The organism is Ponticaulis sp., assembly GCF_029210165.1.
Lineage (GTDB): Bacteria > Pseudomonadota > Alphaproteobacteria > Caulobacterales > Hyphomonadaceae > Ponticaulis.
This window is the reverse complement of sequence record NZ_JARGNT010000001.1, coordinates 26,502-40,147: the sequence shown is the minus strand read 5'-3', so window position 1 is coordinate 40,147 and position 13,646 is coordinate 26,502. Positions and strand designations below refer to the sequence as shown.

At 55.5% G+C, this 13,646-nt stretch carries 17 protein-coding genes; 9 read left to right on the top strand and 8 right to left on the bottom strand.

Annotated features, from left to right (window positions below; genetic code table 11):
* Positions 1 to 17: 17 nt before the first annotated feature.
* Entirely contained in the window at positions 18 to 809 is a 792-nt protein-coding gene (pgeF, locus tag P1U45_RS00215; protein WP_301056941.1) for a peptidoglycan editing factor PgeF, read from the bottom strand.
* 158 nt (positions 810 to 967) lie between these two features.
* On the opposite strand from pgeF, the gene P1U45_RS00210 reads away from it, so the two are divergent.
* Positions 968 to 1,279 carry a hypothetical protein gene (locus P1U45_RS00210; protein WP_301056940.1) on the top strand — a complete coding sequence of 104 codons (312 nt, stop codon included), beginning with the start codon at positions 968 to 970 and terminating at the stop codon, positions 1,277 to 1,279.
* A gap of 55 nt (positions 1,280 to 1,334) precedes the next feature.
* On the opposite strand, the gene P1U45_RS00205 is transcribed toward P1U45_RS00210, so the two are convergent.
* The 3 genes from P1U45_RS00205 to lgt all read right to left on the bottom strand — a co-directional run bounded on the left by P1U45_RS00205 (position 1,335) and on the right by lgt (position 5,152).
* Complete coding sequence (locus P1U45_RS00205) at positions 1,335 to 2,942, bottom strand: SulP family inorganic anion transporter (RefSeq protein WP_301056939.1); 1,608 nt, start codon at positions 2,940 to 2,942, stop codon at positions 1,335 to 1,337.
* A gap of 115 nt (positions 2,943 to 3,057) precedes the next feature.
* Positions 3,058 to 4,125, bottom strand: coding sequence for an SAM-dependent methyltransferase (locus tag P1U45_RS00200; RefSeq protein WP_301056938.1), 1,068 nt, complete (start codon positions 4,123 to 4,125; stop codon positions 3,058 to 3,060).
* A gap of 4 nt (positions 4,126 to 4,129) precedes the next feature.
* Positions 4,130 to 5,152, bottom strand: a complete 1,023-nt coding sequence (lgt, locus tag P1U45_RS00195; RefSeq protein ID WP_301056937.1) for a prolipoprotein diacylglyceryl transferase — start codon at positions 5,150 to 5,152, stop codon at positions 4,130 to 4,132.
* A 91-nt stretch (positions 5,153 to 5,243) separates the two neighbouring features.
* Between lgt and P1U45_RS00190 the strand changes: the two genes are divergently transcribed.
* The 5 genes from P1U45_RS00190 (at position 5,244) to P1U45_RS00170 (ending at position 7,743) form a co-directional block, all read left to right on the top strand.
* Positions 5,244 to 5,489 carry an accessory factor UbiK family protein gene (locus tag P1U45_RS00190; RefSeq protein WP_293608858.1) on the top strand — a complete coding sequence of 82 codons (246 nt, stop codon included), beginning with the start codon at positions 5,244 to 5,246 and terminating at the stop codon, positions 5,487 to 5,489.
* A 120-nt stretch (positions 5,490 to 5,609) separates the two neighbouring features.
* Positions 5,610 to 6,113: a YbjN domain-containing protein gene (locus P1U45_RS00185; protein ID WP_293617111.1), complete on the top strand. Its 504-nt coding sequence runs from the start codon at positions 5,610 to 5,612 to the stop codon at positions 6,111 to 6,113.
* An 80-nt stretch (positions 6,114 to 6,193) separates the two neighbouring features.
* On the top strand, positions 6,194 to 6,547 hold the full coding sequence (locus P1U45_RS00180) for a DUF1428 domain-containing protein (RefSeq protein WP_301056936.1): 354 nt from the start codon (positions 6,194 to 6,196) through the stop codon (positions 6,545 to 6,547).
* Positions 6,531 to 7,049, top strand: coding sequence for a hypothetical protein (locus tag P1U45_RS00175; protein WP_301056935.1), 519 nt, complete (start codon positions 6,531 to 6,533; stop codon positions 7,047 to 7,049). Before P1U45_RS00180 ends, P1U45_RS00175 begins: the two co-directional genes overlap by 17 nt.
* Positions 7,050 to 7,137: 88 nt before the next feature.
* The gene (locus tag P1U45_RS00170) at positions 7,138 to 7,743 is read left to right on the top strand and encodes a hypothetical protein (RefSeq protein WP_301056934.1); all 606 of its coding nucleotides are present in this window, start codon (positions 7,138 to 7,140) and stop codon (positions 7,741 to 7,743) included.
* Positions 7,744 to 7,786: 43 nt separating this feature from the next.
* Here the strand turns inward: P1U45_RS00170 and P1U45_RS00165 are convergent, their stop codons facing one another.
* The 3 genes from P1U45_RS00165 to P1U45_RS00155 all read right to left on the bottom strand — a co-directional run bounded on the left by P1U45_RS00165 (position 7,787) and on the right by P1U45_RS00155 (position 9,666).
* On the bottom strand, positions 7,787 to 8,092 hold the full coding sequence (locus P1U45_RS00165; protein ID WP_293607184.1) for a hypothetical protein: 306 nt from the start codon (positions 8,090 to 8,092) through the stop codon (positions 7,787 to 7,789).
* Positions 8,093 to 8,179: 87 nt separating this feature from the next.
* A complete protein-coding gene (locus P1U45_RS00160) occupies positions 8,180 to 9,118 on the bottom strand; it encodes a LysR family transcriptional regulator (RefSeq protein WP_301056933.1) in 939 nt (312 codons plus the stop codon).
* A gap of 107 nt (positions 9,119 to 9,225) precedes the next feature.
* A complete protein-coding gene (locus tag P1U45_RS00155) occupies positions 9,226 to 9,666 on the bottom strand; it encodes a hypothetical protein (protein ID WP_301056932.1) in 441 nt (146 codons plus the stop codon).
* A 327-nt stretch (positions 9,667 to 9,993) separates the two neighbouring features.
* On the opposite strand from P1U45_RS00155, the gene P1U45_RS00150 reads away from it, so the two are divergent.
* The 3 genes from P1U45_RS00150 (at position 9,994) to P1U45_RS00140 (ending at position 13,108) form a co-directional block, all read left to right on the top strand.
* Positions 9,994 to 11,607 (top strand): ABC-F family ATP-binding cassette domain-containing protein, encoded by a 1,614-nt coding sequence (locus P1U45_RS00150; protein WP_301056931.1) that lies wholly within the window; start codon positions 9,994 to 9,996, stop codon positions 11,605 to 11,607.
* Positions 11,608 to 11,643: 36 nt separating this feature from the next.
* On the top strand, positions 11,644 to 12,279 hold the full coding sequence (locus P1U45_RS00145) for a class I SAM-dependent methyltransferase (RefSeq protein ID WP_301056930.1): 636 nt from the start codon (positions 11,644 to 11,646) through the stop codon (positions 12,277 to 12,279).
* A 100-nt stretch (positions 12,280 to 12,379) separates the two neighbouring features.
* Positions 12,380 to 13,108, top strand: a complete 729-nt coding sequence (locus P1U45_RS00140; RefSeq protein WP_301056929.1) for an RDD family protein — start codon at positions 12,380 to 12,382, stop codon at positions 13,106 to 13,108.
* A 77-nt stretch (positions 13,109 to 13,185) separates the two neighbouring features.
* Here the strand turns inward: P1U45_RS00140 and P1U45_RS16620 are convergent.
* Positions 13,186 to 13,646 (bottom strand): cold-shock protein (locus P1U45_RS16620; RefSeq protein WP_366144954.1); only part of this gene is annotated, 461 nt, incomplete at its 5' end.

Here is a 13,646-nt window from a genome sequence, read left to right as displayed (position 1 = left end):
GTGGCGCAACCAGTGAATCAGAGATTCTTTTTCAGCATCACCACAGAGGCATTTCGTCCGTAATCGGATAGTCCGTTTTTTACTCTATACCGGTTTGAAAAATAACGCGTTGGCTGGCTCAACGTGTCCTCGCCAACACATTCGACAGATTTCACCCCTTCGCGCAGCAGAATGCCTTCGCAGAATTTCCAGATATCGAAATAGGCGCGGTCACCTTCGCCGGGCTGAAACAGCGGTTCACACCAGCTGTGTTTTTCAAGAAAGGGGGCGCGAAGATCAGGGCCAACTTCGAAAGAGGTTTGAGACAGGCTTGGTCCGATGGCTGCGATCATATTGTCAGTATCAGCACCAAGCCGGACCATAGCCTCAACAGTGTTCTCGATCACACCGCCAAGCGCGCCCTTCCATCCTGCGTGCGCCGCACCGATTACACCCGCTGTCTCGTCTGCGATCAGTACGGGCGTGCAATCGGCGGTGAGTACACAAAGCGCAAGGCCTTCAACTTTGGTCACCATTGCATCGCCTTCCGGGCGATCCTCCCAAGAGAAGGGCTCTGTAATCTCCAGCACGTTGGGTGAATGTATCTGATAGAGTGACACGAGATGCGGTTCGGATGGCGCGCCCGCAGCATGGGCGACACGTGCACGGTTTTCTTCAACATTGGCGCGGCTATCGTCAGAACCCGGCCCTACATTCAGGCTGTCATAATCGCCCGAGGACACGCCGCCTTCGCGCCCGAAAAAGCCATGCGATACGCGCCCGGCCGGCGAAAAATGGCTGGACTGAATGTATGGCGGGTGAGCGGTCATGAGCGGACTTTCTGATGGTGTCGGCAGGAGAGCCAGCGGAAACCATAGCAAATTTCGGGCACTGGTAAATGTGATCTACCTACTGAAATCCGACTTTGACACCAGGTCATTCTCAGCTAGTTTACGCTGTATAAAAATATATCCATCAGGAGGAAGCCATGAAGAAAATTATCACGACACTTATTATCGGCGCGGCTCTGGGCGCAGCGTCCCCTGCGTTTGCCAATAGTCATGAAGAAGGTGAAGCAGGGCACGTCATGACAACATCCAACACAACGATTGATGCGCTGATGGCTGATGAAGCCGCACTGGCCGTTCTGAACGAGCACATCCCTGAGATCGTCAACAATCCGCAGATCAGCATGGCTGCGGGCATGACGCTGCACGACATTCAAATGTATGCGCCGGACCAGCTAACGAATGAGAAACTAGCCGAAATTGATGCGGGTCTCGCGCACCTCGCGCACTAGGCATCCGAGCTTCGGCCCAAAAGAAAAGCCCGCCAATCCGGCGGGCTTTTTTTGTTTAGGAGGTCAGGCGCTTTTCTTTGAAGCGGTCGCCATAGTCGACGGCGATGGAATAGTCCGGATCTTCCAGAACCGAGATTTCCACCATGTCACCAGCCTTCTCCAGCAGGCGCTCGCAGTCCGGAGACAAATGGCGAAGGTGAAGGCGCTTGTTCACCGCGCGGTATTTCGCAGCGATGGACTCAATGGCTTCAATGCCGGAATGGTCGACAACGCGTGAGTTGATGAAGTCCACAACCACGTCGTCTGGGTCATTTTCAGGATCGAACAGGTCAACAAAGCCGGTAGACGAACCGAAGAAGAGCGGGCCTTCGATACGGTAAACTTTCCAGCCTTCCTTGCTGACGCCAGTACCTGCGTAGATGCGGCTGGCGGCGTTCCATGCATAGGCGAGGGCCGACATGATGACGCCAACAACAACCGCGACGGCGAGGTCTGCAAAGACTGTGACGACTGTCACGACAATGATCACGATAGCATCCGTTAGCGGGATTTTGCGCATGATGCGGAATGAGCGCCAAGCGAATGTGCCGACGACCACCATGAACATAACGCCGACCAGTGCTGCAACCGGAATTTGCTCGATCAGCGGGGAGGCGAACAGGATGAATGACAGAAGGAAAAGCGCGGCCGCAATACCCGCGATACGGGTACGCGCGCCGGATTTCACATTGATCATGGACTGGCCGATCATTGCGCAACCACCCATGCCGCCGAAGAAGCCGGTGACGATGTTCGCAGCGCCCTGAGCGACACATTCTTTAGACGCACCGCCTTTTGTGCCTGTCATGTCAGAGACGAGGTTATGCGTCAGAAGGCTCTCGATCAGGCCAATAGCCGACAGGATCAGCGCATAAGGGAAGATGATTTCCAGTGTTTCAAAATTCAGCGGCACCATCGGAATGTGGAATTGCGGCAGGCCGCCTGAGATAGAGGCAAGGTCACCTACAGAGCGCGTCTCAACGCCGAAGCCGATCACGATAAATGAAACGACAAGAATGGCCGCGAGCGGTGCGGGAATAATTTTCGTGAATTTTGGCAGGCCCCAGATGATCAGCATGGTCAGGGCTACGAGGCCCAGCATGATGATAAGGTCCGGCGCTGGCAGCCATTCGCCGCCAAGGCCCGGGCCATGACCGCCAGAAGCGTCGCCTGTACCAATCTGAAATTGCCCCAGCTGGGCAAGGAAAATCACGATGGCGAGCCCGTTCACAAAGCCCAGCATGACGGGGTGCGGGACCATGCGGATGAACTTACCCCAGCGCATCGCGCCAAAGATCACCTGCATAATCCCCATGAGGACGACGGTCGCGAACAGATATTCAACGCCATGGTCGGCAACAAGGCTGACCATAACGACCGCAAGAGCGCCGGTCGCGCCCGAGATCATGCCTGGACGGCCGCCGAACACAGCGGTGATCAGACCGATAAAGAATGCAGCATAAAGACCGACGAGCGGGTTCACGCCTGCGACAAAGGCAAAAGCTACGGCTTCAGGAACGAGAGCCAGCGCAACCGTCAGGCCAGCCAGAAGTTCGATTTTGATGCGGTCAGGTGTCAGCTTAACCGGAATAAAAGAGGTCTTTTCCTCGGCGCGAGCGGTCAAGGTTCTCTCCACTGGATCAGTCTGTTGTGATTTTAGGACGCGCATTATCTGGCAGCGCGACTTCGATTTCCCCGCGCTCTAATACGGGCAATTTTGCAGTGCAGCAAGTCTGGGCCTAGAAAAAGGCCGCGGGGGCGGGCAGATCGCCCGATGAAAAGCAGATGACTTTGAACCGGTCACCCATATCTTTCGGGTCGACTAGCCGGGCAGCTGCTTCGAATATTGTCTGCGCAGTTTCTGGATTTGCCTGAGTGAGCTGCTGCATGCGCGCTTCAGCGCCAAGGCTTAGAAGGAACGGCCCCTGATGGACTGCCCCGTGCACTGTCAGGCCTGCTTTCTCGCCCTGATGACGCAACTGCGCGAAATCTACATCCACAGTCAGATCGCATTCGCCGGGCATTGCTAACGGATCGATTTGCTCGCCTTTATAGAAGGCGCGAAGCGTGTCTTCTGGCGGCAAATGGTTGGGGCCATAGTCTATGAGCAAGGCGCGCATCGCATGTCCGCGCTCGGCAATGCCGGCAAGCGTCAGGGCCATGGTTTCAAGGCCGGGTTGAAGCTCGAAGCCTTTGAGGCGGTTCAGGTCGGGCGTGAAAAACGGCAGGTCATCCAGAGGCTCAGCGCCCCAGATCAACTCGCCCTCAGCAACACCAACTTTGCGCTCCGCCCAGCTGTTCTTCTCTGCGTCACGGATAAACTGACGGACAGGCAGACAGTCGAGCAATTCATTGGCGATCAGAATAAGCGGGCCGTCTTCGACATCATCAATCTGGGTGAGAAATTCAGGCGCGAAATCCGAGAGCGTGTCGGCCTGAACCTTTCGCAGGGCAGGGCTCGCCTCTACGAGTTTCAGCTTCATCGCTTTGAGGAATGCATCGCCTGCCTTCACGCCGGAAATAGCACGCAGCGCATCGCGCATGAGCGTAGCGCGACCGGGGCCGACTTCCATCAGGGTGAACGGTGCGGGCATGCCCATCACCTGCCATTCGTGCAGCGCCCAAAGGCCGAGAAGTTCTCCGAATATCTGGCTGATCTCCGGTGCGGTGGTGAAGTCTTCGCCAACACCGGGCCGGGTCGCGTAGTATCCGTGCTGCGGATCATGCAGACAGGTTTGCATATAGAGCGAGACGGGCATTGGCCCGTCTGTTTCGATCATGCGGATAAGGCGGTCTTTCAGCCTCACCTGACTACTCCGCCGCTGCCATGTCGGATGGATTGCCCGACTTTTTGTTCATGGCGCGCCATACAAGGTAAGCGCCCAGCAGTACCATTGGCACGGAGAGCAGCGTTCCCATGGTCAGCCAGTCTGGCAGACCTTCGACGAAGGCGTCCGGCAGGCGGAACTGTTCTGCGATCGAGCGACCGGCAGCATAGCCAAGCAGGAAGATGCCTGTGACGAAACCAGGGCGTTTCAGTGCGCCGAATGCCCATACGCCAATCGCAATGATGATGAACAGGATGAGGCCTTCCATACCGGCTTCATACAGCTGGCTGGCATGGCGCGGCACTTCTGAGATGATCGAACCGTCAGAGAGGCGAACGCTGCAGTTTTCAACTGTGCGCTCGGCAAGCGGCACGACATCAGGGTCGCAGATGTATTGCCACTCTTTCGTTTCCCAGTCGAAAGCTTGCGGCGGACCGCCTGAGCCATAGCCTTGCGGGAAGATCACGCCCCAACCGGATTCGGTTGGCCGGCCGTAGAGCTCGGCATTGATGAAATTCGCGCAGCGGCCAAGCAAAAGGCCGATTGGCGTTGCCGCTGCTGCAATGTCTGTCATGCGCAGAAGCGGAATTTTATGCGTGCGGCAGACATGCCATGTGGCAAGGCCCACGCCGATCAGCCCGCCATGGAAAGCCATGCCGCCATCCCAGACGCGCAGGATCATGAGCGGGTCTGCGGCCAGTGCATCAAACTGGTATGGGAGCTGATAGAACAAAATATAACCGAAGCGACCGCCGAGAATAACGCCCACCGTTGCCCAGAAGAGAAAGTCGTCAATGACTTCTACGCTGGCGGGAGATGTGCCGCCGAACAGGCGAGGGCGTTTGACCAGCGCCACCGCATAGCGCCAACCCAGCACAAGACCCAGAACATAGGCCATCGCGTACCAGAGAATATTGATCGGTCCGAGTGTCAGCCCGCCTATCGAAAACTGAGGAATCGATATGACGGCCGGATAAAGTTCCGGAAAATTGAAAGCGGCGGTCATTTGTCCCCTTTTCCTGACCTTGTTGAGAGGTCACATAGCCAACTCGAACAATTCGCGGTAAACCGCGTTTGCTGCCTGAAGGAGTAATCGAATGACACATGGAAATCCACTCCTAGATGACATGGCGAAAGTCATGACAGGAATGATGGATGCCGCGCAGTCTGCAGGCGAAGAAGCCAAAACAGCCATGCGCGCACAAGGCGACAAATTTGTTGCTGAAATGGATCTTGCACGCCGTGATGAGGTTGAAGCGTTGAAAGCTCTCGCACAGTCCGCGCTGGCGCGTGTTGAGGCGCTTGAAAAGCGCGTTGCCGAGCTGGAATCCGGCAAAGACTGACTGCGTCTCACGCAACACAGGTCCCAGAAAACTCACAACTTACTGCCTTACCCCTTTGGTAGGGCGGGCTGACTCGTGTTAGTCGGGGCTGACAGGGGTCTTTTATATTCAAGGGGAAACATGCCTTTAAACGCTTCATCTCAAGGTGATATCGCCGAAAACTCCATGGAACAGGTGGAACGCGTTCTCGAAGACGCGGACTGGTCCTATGAGCGCGATTCACGCAACACAGTGCATTGCATTGTGCCGACGCGATGGGGTGATATGGGCGCTGTTTTCTCGATCCGTGAGCCACATCAGTCTCTCCAGTTCTCGCTGACACTGGACGTGAAGCCGACGCCATCGCGCCGTGAAGAGCTGGCTGATCTGGTCATTCTCATCAATGACAAAATGTCTCTCGGCCATTTTGATTACTGGCCGGGCGATGATCTGGTGACCTTCCGGCACGCGATTTCCATGACGGGACGTATCGGGCCGGAAGCGACTGAAATCTCTGCGGTTATCGACGCGGCCTGCGCTTCAGCCGAAAAGTTTGTGCCATCCATGAACTATGTCATCTGGGCAGGTAAGAGCGCCATTGACGCCATGGACATGGCAATGTTCGAGACAATCGGCGAAGCCTGATCCGCAGCCGCGCGTCGCGCCCCATATAATCAGCCTCATTTTTGGTGTACCCTTCGTCCAGATTGGTGGGAGGGAAAGCCATGTCTTACGTTACGGGTTACGTAATTCCTGTGCCTGAGGGCGCTAAGGATGAGTACATGAAGGCGGCCGAAATTATGGGCGCGCTCATGCTGAAATACGGCGCAACGCGGGTTGTCGAAAACTGGGGCGCCAGCGTGCCGGACGGCAAAAACACTTCATTTCCACTCGCCGTGAAGAAGGAAGACGGCGAGGTGGTTGTCTTCTCGTGGGCTGAATGGGTGTCAAAAGAAGAAGCCGACAAAGCTGAAGCCCTGATGATGGAAGACCCTGAGATGGAAAACGTGCCAATGCCGTTTGACGGAACGCGTCTCATCTTCGGCGGCTTTGAGACAATCTATGACAAACGCGCCTGACGGTTCGAAAGCGACGCTACTGCGAACGCGCGCTCTATATCTGATTATCTGCGCGCTTGGCGTTCTTCTGGTTGGGTATGCCTTCCTGCCGGTCGCGGCCCATTGGGAGTTTGTCTTCCTTGATACGCTGATCGCGCCGGAAGAGGTTCGCGCGGCGCTTGCTGCAATGACGCCAGGCCAGAAGGAAGTTCATATCTGGGCGAGCTGGTTGCTCGATCTGCCATACCCGCTGTTCTATTGGGGCCTGTTTGGCGGGCTGATCGTTCGCGGATTGCCTTCAAAGGCGAGGATATTGATCTGGGTACCTCGCGCGGCTTTTGCTTCAGACATTCTGGAAAATATCATTCAGACATTCATGCTGTTGGGAACGGATGGTCTTGTCGGCATCAAAACGGCTGTGACTTTACTGAAGTTCGGGCTCTATGCGCTAGCAGCCCTGATCGCGCTGACGGCGCTCATTGCGCTTGTCTGGCGCGGCGTTCGGGCACAAGGGCAGGGCTGAAATAGCGCAGGGTAGAGCGCTTGATATTTCCCGTCAGGCGCGCATCTCATTTAATGTGTGATACGCTCTATCCCTCAGGAGGCCGAATATGACCCAGGACACTGCTTTTCACGATGATGCTGCAAAGGCTGTTTTGTCGCTTGCCGGAGAGATGGCGTTCTCTGAGATCACGCTCCCAAAGCTTGCTGACCGCATGGACCGGCCTGTCAGTGACTTTCTGAACCTGCCGCACTTCAACGCGCTGATTGTCGATTATCTGGATCGCGCCTGCGCCTCTGAACCCGTTGATGAGACAGAGAGCCTGCGCGAACGCCTGTTTGATATCGCCATGCTTCGCTTCGAGGCGATGGAGGATCACCGTGACGGCGCAATGGCGTGGCAGGATAGCTGGCTGATGAACCCGCTCAAGCGCGCGAAAGCCGCAAAGCGACGTGTGAAATCGGCTCGATGGATACTGACGCTGGCTGGTGAGAAGCAGGATGTCTTCCTGAAGCCGAAATCGGTTGTACTGAGTGGTATTCTGTTCCGGGCCGAACAGGCCTGGCGCAAGGAAGAGGGCGAAGATTTTACGCGCACAATGGCTCAGCTTGATCGCGACCTTCGCGATATCGATGGCTGGGTGGAGCGTTTCAGCTCTTTCAGCTTCGGACCTTTCGGCAAAAAGAAAGCCGCTGATTTCTCAGCGGCTGTTTAGGTAGGGAGGAAGCGCCCCAAATCGGGACGCTGAGGAAAAGGTGTTACGAACGAGCTTCGTGCATGTCGCTCAGTTCAGTTACGCCGAGTGCAGCGACTGCTGCGTCAACGAGTTCTGAACGGCAGTTAGCAACTGTTTCAGCTGTATCCGTTGGTGCGAAAGTGTCGGAACGACGAGCAGCGTTACGGCAAACTGTGTTTGCGCGCGTCTCAATCGCTTCGTAATTGTCTTCGGTGGAGAGGTTAGACTCGAACTTGAATTCTGCACGGACTGGTGTTGCGTCTTGAGCAACAGCTACAGGTGCGAGAGCAGTAAGGGCGATAGCAACACAAGCAAGTTTCGTTTTCATGAGAACATCTCCTGAATGATTTCCGTGGTCTCGTTGGCCACATGATCAAACTAGGCGACGCCCCATTATTCGTCTAATGAATAGATTTTATTGAGAGTATTCTCTGCTGGAATATTTAGGGTGTTCCTTGGCCACATCGCTCAACAGCTCACGCAGCCAGCGGTGAGCCGGGTTAGCAGTCAGGCGGTTATGCCAGATCATGCTCACATTGAGATCGAAGCTCGGCATTTCTTTTGGTACTTCGCGATAGACAACATTCTGGAAGCTTGCCTGGTAGGCCGCGAGACGACGCGGCACCAGCATGACGAGGTCGGATGCTGCAACAATCGCCGGGCCCGCAATCACCTGGGTGATCGTGATGCCGATACGGCGCGGAATATTGTAGCGCTCATAATAGCTGTCGATCACGCTGTCGTCTGTGTCGGCGCGTGTCACCACAACGTGGCGGGCGTCTGTCAGACGGTCGAGGGTCAGTTCGCCCTCGCTCAGCGGATGGCCTTCGCGCATCAGCACAACGCTTTCACTCGCCTCGATCAGGACTTCCGACTCAAACGGATCGCTAAGAGGACCGTGCGTAATCAGCGCCATGTCGACTTCGTTCTTCTCGACTCGGTTGAGTGCGTTGGACACATCCGGGAAGAGGTGCAGCTCGATGCTCGGCGCGATCTTGTCGAGGCGTTCCATGACGGCAGGCATCATCAGACGGGTGATGAGGTCGTTTGTGAGAATGCGGAAGACGCGAGCATCAGTTGCTGGATCAAACACGTTAGGCTCTAGCGCGTTGGACAGTTCCTGCAGAGCCTGTTGTACCGGCATGGCCAGTTCGATGGCGCGCGGCGTTGGTTTCATGCCTTCAGCGCAGCGAATGAAGAGGTCATCTTTGCAGAGATGGCGCAGGCGGTTCAGTGCTTTGGAAACAGCTGGCTGTGACATACCAATGCGTTCACCGGCCCGTGTCGTGTTCCGCTCAACCATGAGTGCGTCAAATACGACGAGGAGATTGAGATCAACGCCTGCAAGATTCATCTGAGAGTGCTTCCAAAAAAGTATACAACTGAAAAGATTATCAGGACTCGTGCCTGTTACAAAGTTTCACAGCGTAGTCAAATCGTCACAAATAACAATTCGCGTCTTTATTTGGGGCCTGCTGCGTAAACTGGCAATGCCTCAACGTCAGGTTCGACCCAGCTTTTGCGTGCCTCTGGTGTAAACAGAACCGGTCTGGACCAGTATCGAAAAATCCAGTCGGACCGGCCGAGACCTGACTTCAGTACATGGTTCACAGCCTTATAAAGACTTAGCGCCTCGAAGCCTGTTAGCGCGAGAGATGCCATGCGGATCGAGGCGAGGGTGATCGTCTCGTGATAGCCTTCAGTGTCAGTATTTGCGACACCGCAGGCCAGATTATAGCGCCGGATCATGTCAGGCATGTCGCGCTCTGCATCATGGAGGGGAGAGCGGATCAGCCAGACCGCAGCAGCAAAATGGGCTTCATGCGTCCAATCTGGCTTGGGCAGCGTTCGATCGCGAAGGCCATGCGCAATATGAAGAATGTCTTTTTCGGATGTGTACATGTCAGTGGTCCTGTTGGGCCGACGAACCTGACAAAGACCCGCCGGAAAGGCGGGGAGGGAAGTTGGAGCTAGATCAGCTCCGCAATCACACACGCGCGCACCTTCGCAGAAGAAAGCGACTTTCCTGTCTGGATCTGTTGTGTGGCGCGGTGCGTACTCATAACCGTGCCATACGCTATTTCACGTCTCTCGCAAATACCCATATAAATTTAAGGGTTGATGTTTTCCGTTTTTCGATATATTTGAACGGCATACCAACTGTTGGAGGCACACGTGAACAACTAGGAAGCACCATAAATCCTTCCCACAATTGCATAGTGTTCACGCATGTCTTTCCTTACATTGCAGGCTGTTTTTGCCGTCGCGCCCGACGGCCATCGCCTGTTTTCCTATCTTTCTTTTTCTCTTGGTTCCGAGCGCATTGGCCTTGTCGGCCGGAACGGCTCTGGCAAGTCGACCCTGTTTCGTATGGTGTCGGGCGAGGTTGTGCCCTCGCAAGGGCATATCGCCGTGTCCGGGCGCGTCGGTATTCTGCACCAGACGCCGAAAGGGCATGCCACTAGTCTTGCCGGACTATTAGGTGTCGAAAGCGCACTCGCATGCCTGACCCGTATTGAAAGCGGTCAGGGCACTGAGGATGATTTTGCTAATGCTGACTGGACCCTGCCGGCGCGACTGGACCTCGCGCTTGATCAGGTCGGGCTGAGCGATCAGCCGCTCACCCGATCAACCAGTACGCTCAGCGGAGGGGAGGCAACGCGGGTAAACCTCGCGCGGCTTATCCTCGATCAGCCCGATATCCTGTTGTTAGACGAGCCGACCAATAATCTCGATGCTGCGGGGCGAGACCTTGTTGCCGCTTTCCTGGCGGATTGGAAACGCGGCGCGATTATTGCCAGTCATGACCGGCAATTGCTGGAGGGCATGGATCGTATCATCCATCTCTCGCCTGTGGGTGTGAGCATACATGCGGGGGGATGGAGCGCGTTCGAAGCCGCGCGCGCTGCAGAGTTAGAACGTGCGCAAAGTGATGTCGAGCGCGCAGGTAAGAAGCTTGCTCAGACCAATCGCGGCATTCAGCAACAGGCCGAACGCAAGGCGCGTCGAGAGGCGGTTGGAAAAGCCGCCCGTCGGTCGAGGTCTCAGTCCAAGCTGTTTCTGGATGCTCAGAAAGAGCGGGCAGAGGGTACGGCGGCGCGTGATGCCGGTCTGGCTGCCCGCCAGCGCGATGAGGCTGAAGCCGACCTTGAGACGGCACGAAAACAGATCGAGATACTGACCCCGCTTACGATAGACCTGCCTGATCCGAAGGTTGGGGCTGATAAGAGGCTGCTTTCGGTTGCAGAGCTTCAAGCCAGCGTGAGGGGCCGGCCGATTTCTGAACCTGTGTCTTTTGAAATGCGAGGACCAGCCAGGCTGGTCGTGCGCGGTGAAAACGGGGCGGGTAAATCTACGCTTCTGCGCACAATACTCGGGGCAGTGGACGCTGAAATCCCCCCACAAATCGAACTCGGTGACATACGCATTGCTATGCTGGACCAGCATGTATCCATACTGAAACCGCATGTGTCGCTGATCGATCAGCTGCTTGAAGTGCATTCCGCCATAACGGTGAACGATGCGCACGCCTTGCTCGCGCGATACGCGTTCAGGAACTCCGATGCCCATCGTCTGCCGGGGAGCCTGAGTGGCGGCGAACGGATGCGGGCCGGTCTTGCAATGATGACGGGAGGCAAAGAAGTGCCTCATCTGCTTATTCTGGATGAACCCACTAATCATCTGGATATCGACTCAATCGAGATTCTCGAGCATGCTCTGGCGGGCTTCAAAGGCGGCATTCTGGCGGTAAGTCATGATGATCGCTTCCTGAAGGCCATTGGCTGTAAACAAGGTATAAATCTCAAGAAATTATCGATTGACGATAATATCGAAAAACAATAACATATCCGTATTGTTTTTAGGGGAGTGGATCTGACAATGCAGGCTGAGAGTACGCGTGACCAGCGGTTTTGGGATAAAATCGCAGACCGTTATGCCGCGAAAAAAATTGATGACGAAGCGGTGTATCAGGAAAAGGTCACACTGACGCAGGCATATCTGAACCCGGAGATGAAGGCGCTGGAGTTCGGTTGCGGTACTGGTTCGACAGCCTTATTGCACGCGCCCTTTGTTCAGCACATTCTGGCGACTGACTTATCGCCCGCCATGTTGGAACACGGTCGACTCAAAGCGGATGCTGGCGGCATTGAGAACATAACGTTCCAGCATACAAGCGTTGAGGATTTCGAAGCGGAAGACGAGTCTTTTGATGCTGTGCTCGCGCTTAACCTGCTCCACCTGTGTGAAGACCCCTGGGCGGTCATCGCTAAAATCCATGATCTGTTGAAGCCGGGTGGCGTGTTCATTCAAAGCACGCCTTGCCTTTCAGATTACGGTGCTGTGACGCAGTTCGCTATTCCAGTTATGCGCGCAATCGGTAAAGCGCCGTCTACAACCCATTTTTCAACTGACCAGCTTGAACAAAAGCTTGATGAGACTGGCTTTCGGATTGACCGCTTCTGGCAACCTGCAAAGGGCTCATGCTTCATTGTGTGTCGAAAGTCGCCCGACTAGAGCCTCAGAATTTTGCTGAAAATTCTTCTAAACACGATCAGCATTTAAAAATTGTATTCTGTCTTAACTTCTTGCGGGAAAAATTCCTTGGGGAGATGGGATGAGTCAGTTTGGTAGTGCGCAAGCGCGCTCACATTTCGGAAAGCGTACATCCGGATTTCAGGGTGGCGGGCGTCCAAAGGCGGCTCGCATGAGTCGCGAGGAAGAGCTTTCGCCGTCAGCAATGGCCTTTCTGGAAGCACAGCTAGGTATAAAGTCCGAAAGGCCATCAGGCTCGCTGGACTTAACGGGCGGCGCCTCTGCTTCAAAAGGATCTGAGAAATACGGAGACAAGCCGGTCGCCTGGATCAGGATTGTCTCGTACCTGATCGACAGCCTCATTGTCGGTCTGCCATTTGCGATGATCGCATGGCCTGCATTCGTTGCTGAGATGGACGCACCAATGGTTGGTCCGGGTGGAAAGGTCGTCGGTCAGGTCGCCGGAAGTGCTGCGGGTGAGCTGGTGATCTGGAAATACCTGCTGATGTATTCAGTGCTGCGCGGCATCTATTCAATCGCGCTTGAATCGTCCTCGCTACAGGCGACCTTCGGGAAAATGATGTGTGGTTTGGTTGTAACTAATAAGCAGATGGGGAAGCCATCTCTTGGCGGCGTCATCATGCGCAACACATTAGGGCGCCTCGTTCTGAATGTGATCCCGTTCTCCATCGGATACTGGATGCTTGCATTCAATCCGCAGAAGAAAGGCCTTCACGATATGATGGGCGGAACGCTTGTCTGCACGAAGGGCACTGCGCCAGGCGAGACATTCTCTCAGGTTTTTGCCTGAGGCAAACTCCCGCTCTCAAAGAAAAAAGGCCTGCTCGTCTGAGCAGGCCTTTTCTTTATTCGGTTGGAAAGCCGGATCTATTCTTCTTCACCGGAAGATGGTTCTTCGCCAGCATCAGCTGCGCCATCAATCGGTTTCAGGTTCACAGCTTTCGGGCCTTTGCCACGCGCATCAGCTGCGAGGTCGAAGATCAGCTTCATGCCGTCTTCAACACCCGGCAGACCGGAACGCTCGACGGAAGAAATGTGTACAAACACGTCGTCGCCGCCTTCGTCAGGTGTGATGAAGCCGAAGCCACGTTCCTGATTGAAGAACTTAACCGTGCCTGTGAGACCTTCTTTTTCGATCTGCATTGGCTGACGAGGAGGACGATCACCGCCGCCACGGAAACCACCGCCGCCTGGACGATCACCACCGCCGCGATAGCCGCCGCCACCGCCGCCGCCACGGTATCCACCGCCGCCGCCGCCGTCACGATCACCGCCGCCGCGATAGCCGCCGCCACCGCCGCCGCCACGGTATCCACCGCCGCCGCCGC

Bases quoted from the DNA above. Each gene is read 5' to 3' on its own strand.
- pgeF (WP_301056941.1), bottom strand. From the start codon at position 809: ATGACCGCTCACCCGCCATACATTCAGTCCAGCCATTTTTCGCCGGCC.
- P1U45_RS00210 (WP_301056940.1), top strand. From the start codon at position 968: ATGAAGAAAATTATCACGACACTTATTATCGGCGCGGCTCTGGGCGCA.
- lgt (WP_301056937.1), bottom strand. From the start codon at position 5,152: ATGACCGCCGCTTTCAATTTTCCGGAACTTTATCCGGCCGTCATATCG.
- P1U45_RS00190 (WP_293608858.1), top strand. From the start codon at position 5,244: ATGACACATGGAAATCCACTCCTAGATGACATGGCGAAAGTCATGACA.
- P1U45_RS00185 (WP_293617111.1), top strand. From the start codon at position 5,610: ATGCCTTTAAACGCTTCATCTCAAGGTGATATCGCCGAAAACTCCATG.
- P1U45_RS00180 (WP_301056936.1), top strand. From the start codon at position 6,194: ATGTCTTACGTTACGGGTTACGTAATTCCTGTGCCTGAGGGCGCTAAG.
- P1U45_RS00175 (WP_301056935.1), top strand. From the start codon at position 6,531: ATGACAAACGCGCCTGACGGTTCGAAAGCGACGCTACTGCGAACGCGC.
- P1U45_RS00170 (WP_301056934.1), top strand. From the start codon at position 7,138: ATGACCCAGGACACTGCTTTTCACGATGATGCTGCAAAGGCTGTTTTG.
- P1U45_RS00165 (WP_293607184.1), bottom strand. From the start codon at position 8,092: ATGAAAACGAAACTTGCTTGTGTTGCTATCGCCCTTACTGCTCTCGCA.
- P1U45_RS00160 (WP_301056933.1), bottom strand. From the start codon at position 9,118: ATGAATCTTGCAGGCGTTGATCTCAATCTCCTCGTCGTATTTGACGCA.
- P1U45_RS00155 (WP_301056932.1), bottom strand. From the start codon at position 9,666: ATGTACACATCCGAAAAAGACATTCTTCATATTGCGCATGGCCTTCGC.
- P1U45_RS00150 (WP_301056931.1), top strand. From the start codon at position 9,994: ATGTCTTTCCTTACATTGCAGGCTGTTTTTGCCGTCGCGCCCGACGGC.
- P1U45_RS00145 (WP_301056930.1), top strand. From the start codon at position 11,644: ATGCAGGCTGAGAGTACGCGTGACCAGCGGTTTTGGGATAAAATCGCA.
- P1U45_RS00140 (WP_301056929.1), top strand. From the start codon at position 12,380: ATGAGTCAGTTTGGTAGTGCGCAAGCGCGCTCACATTTCGGAAAGCGT.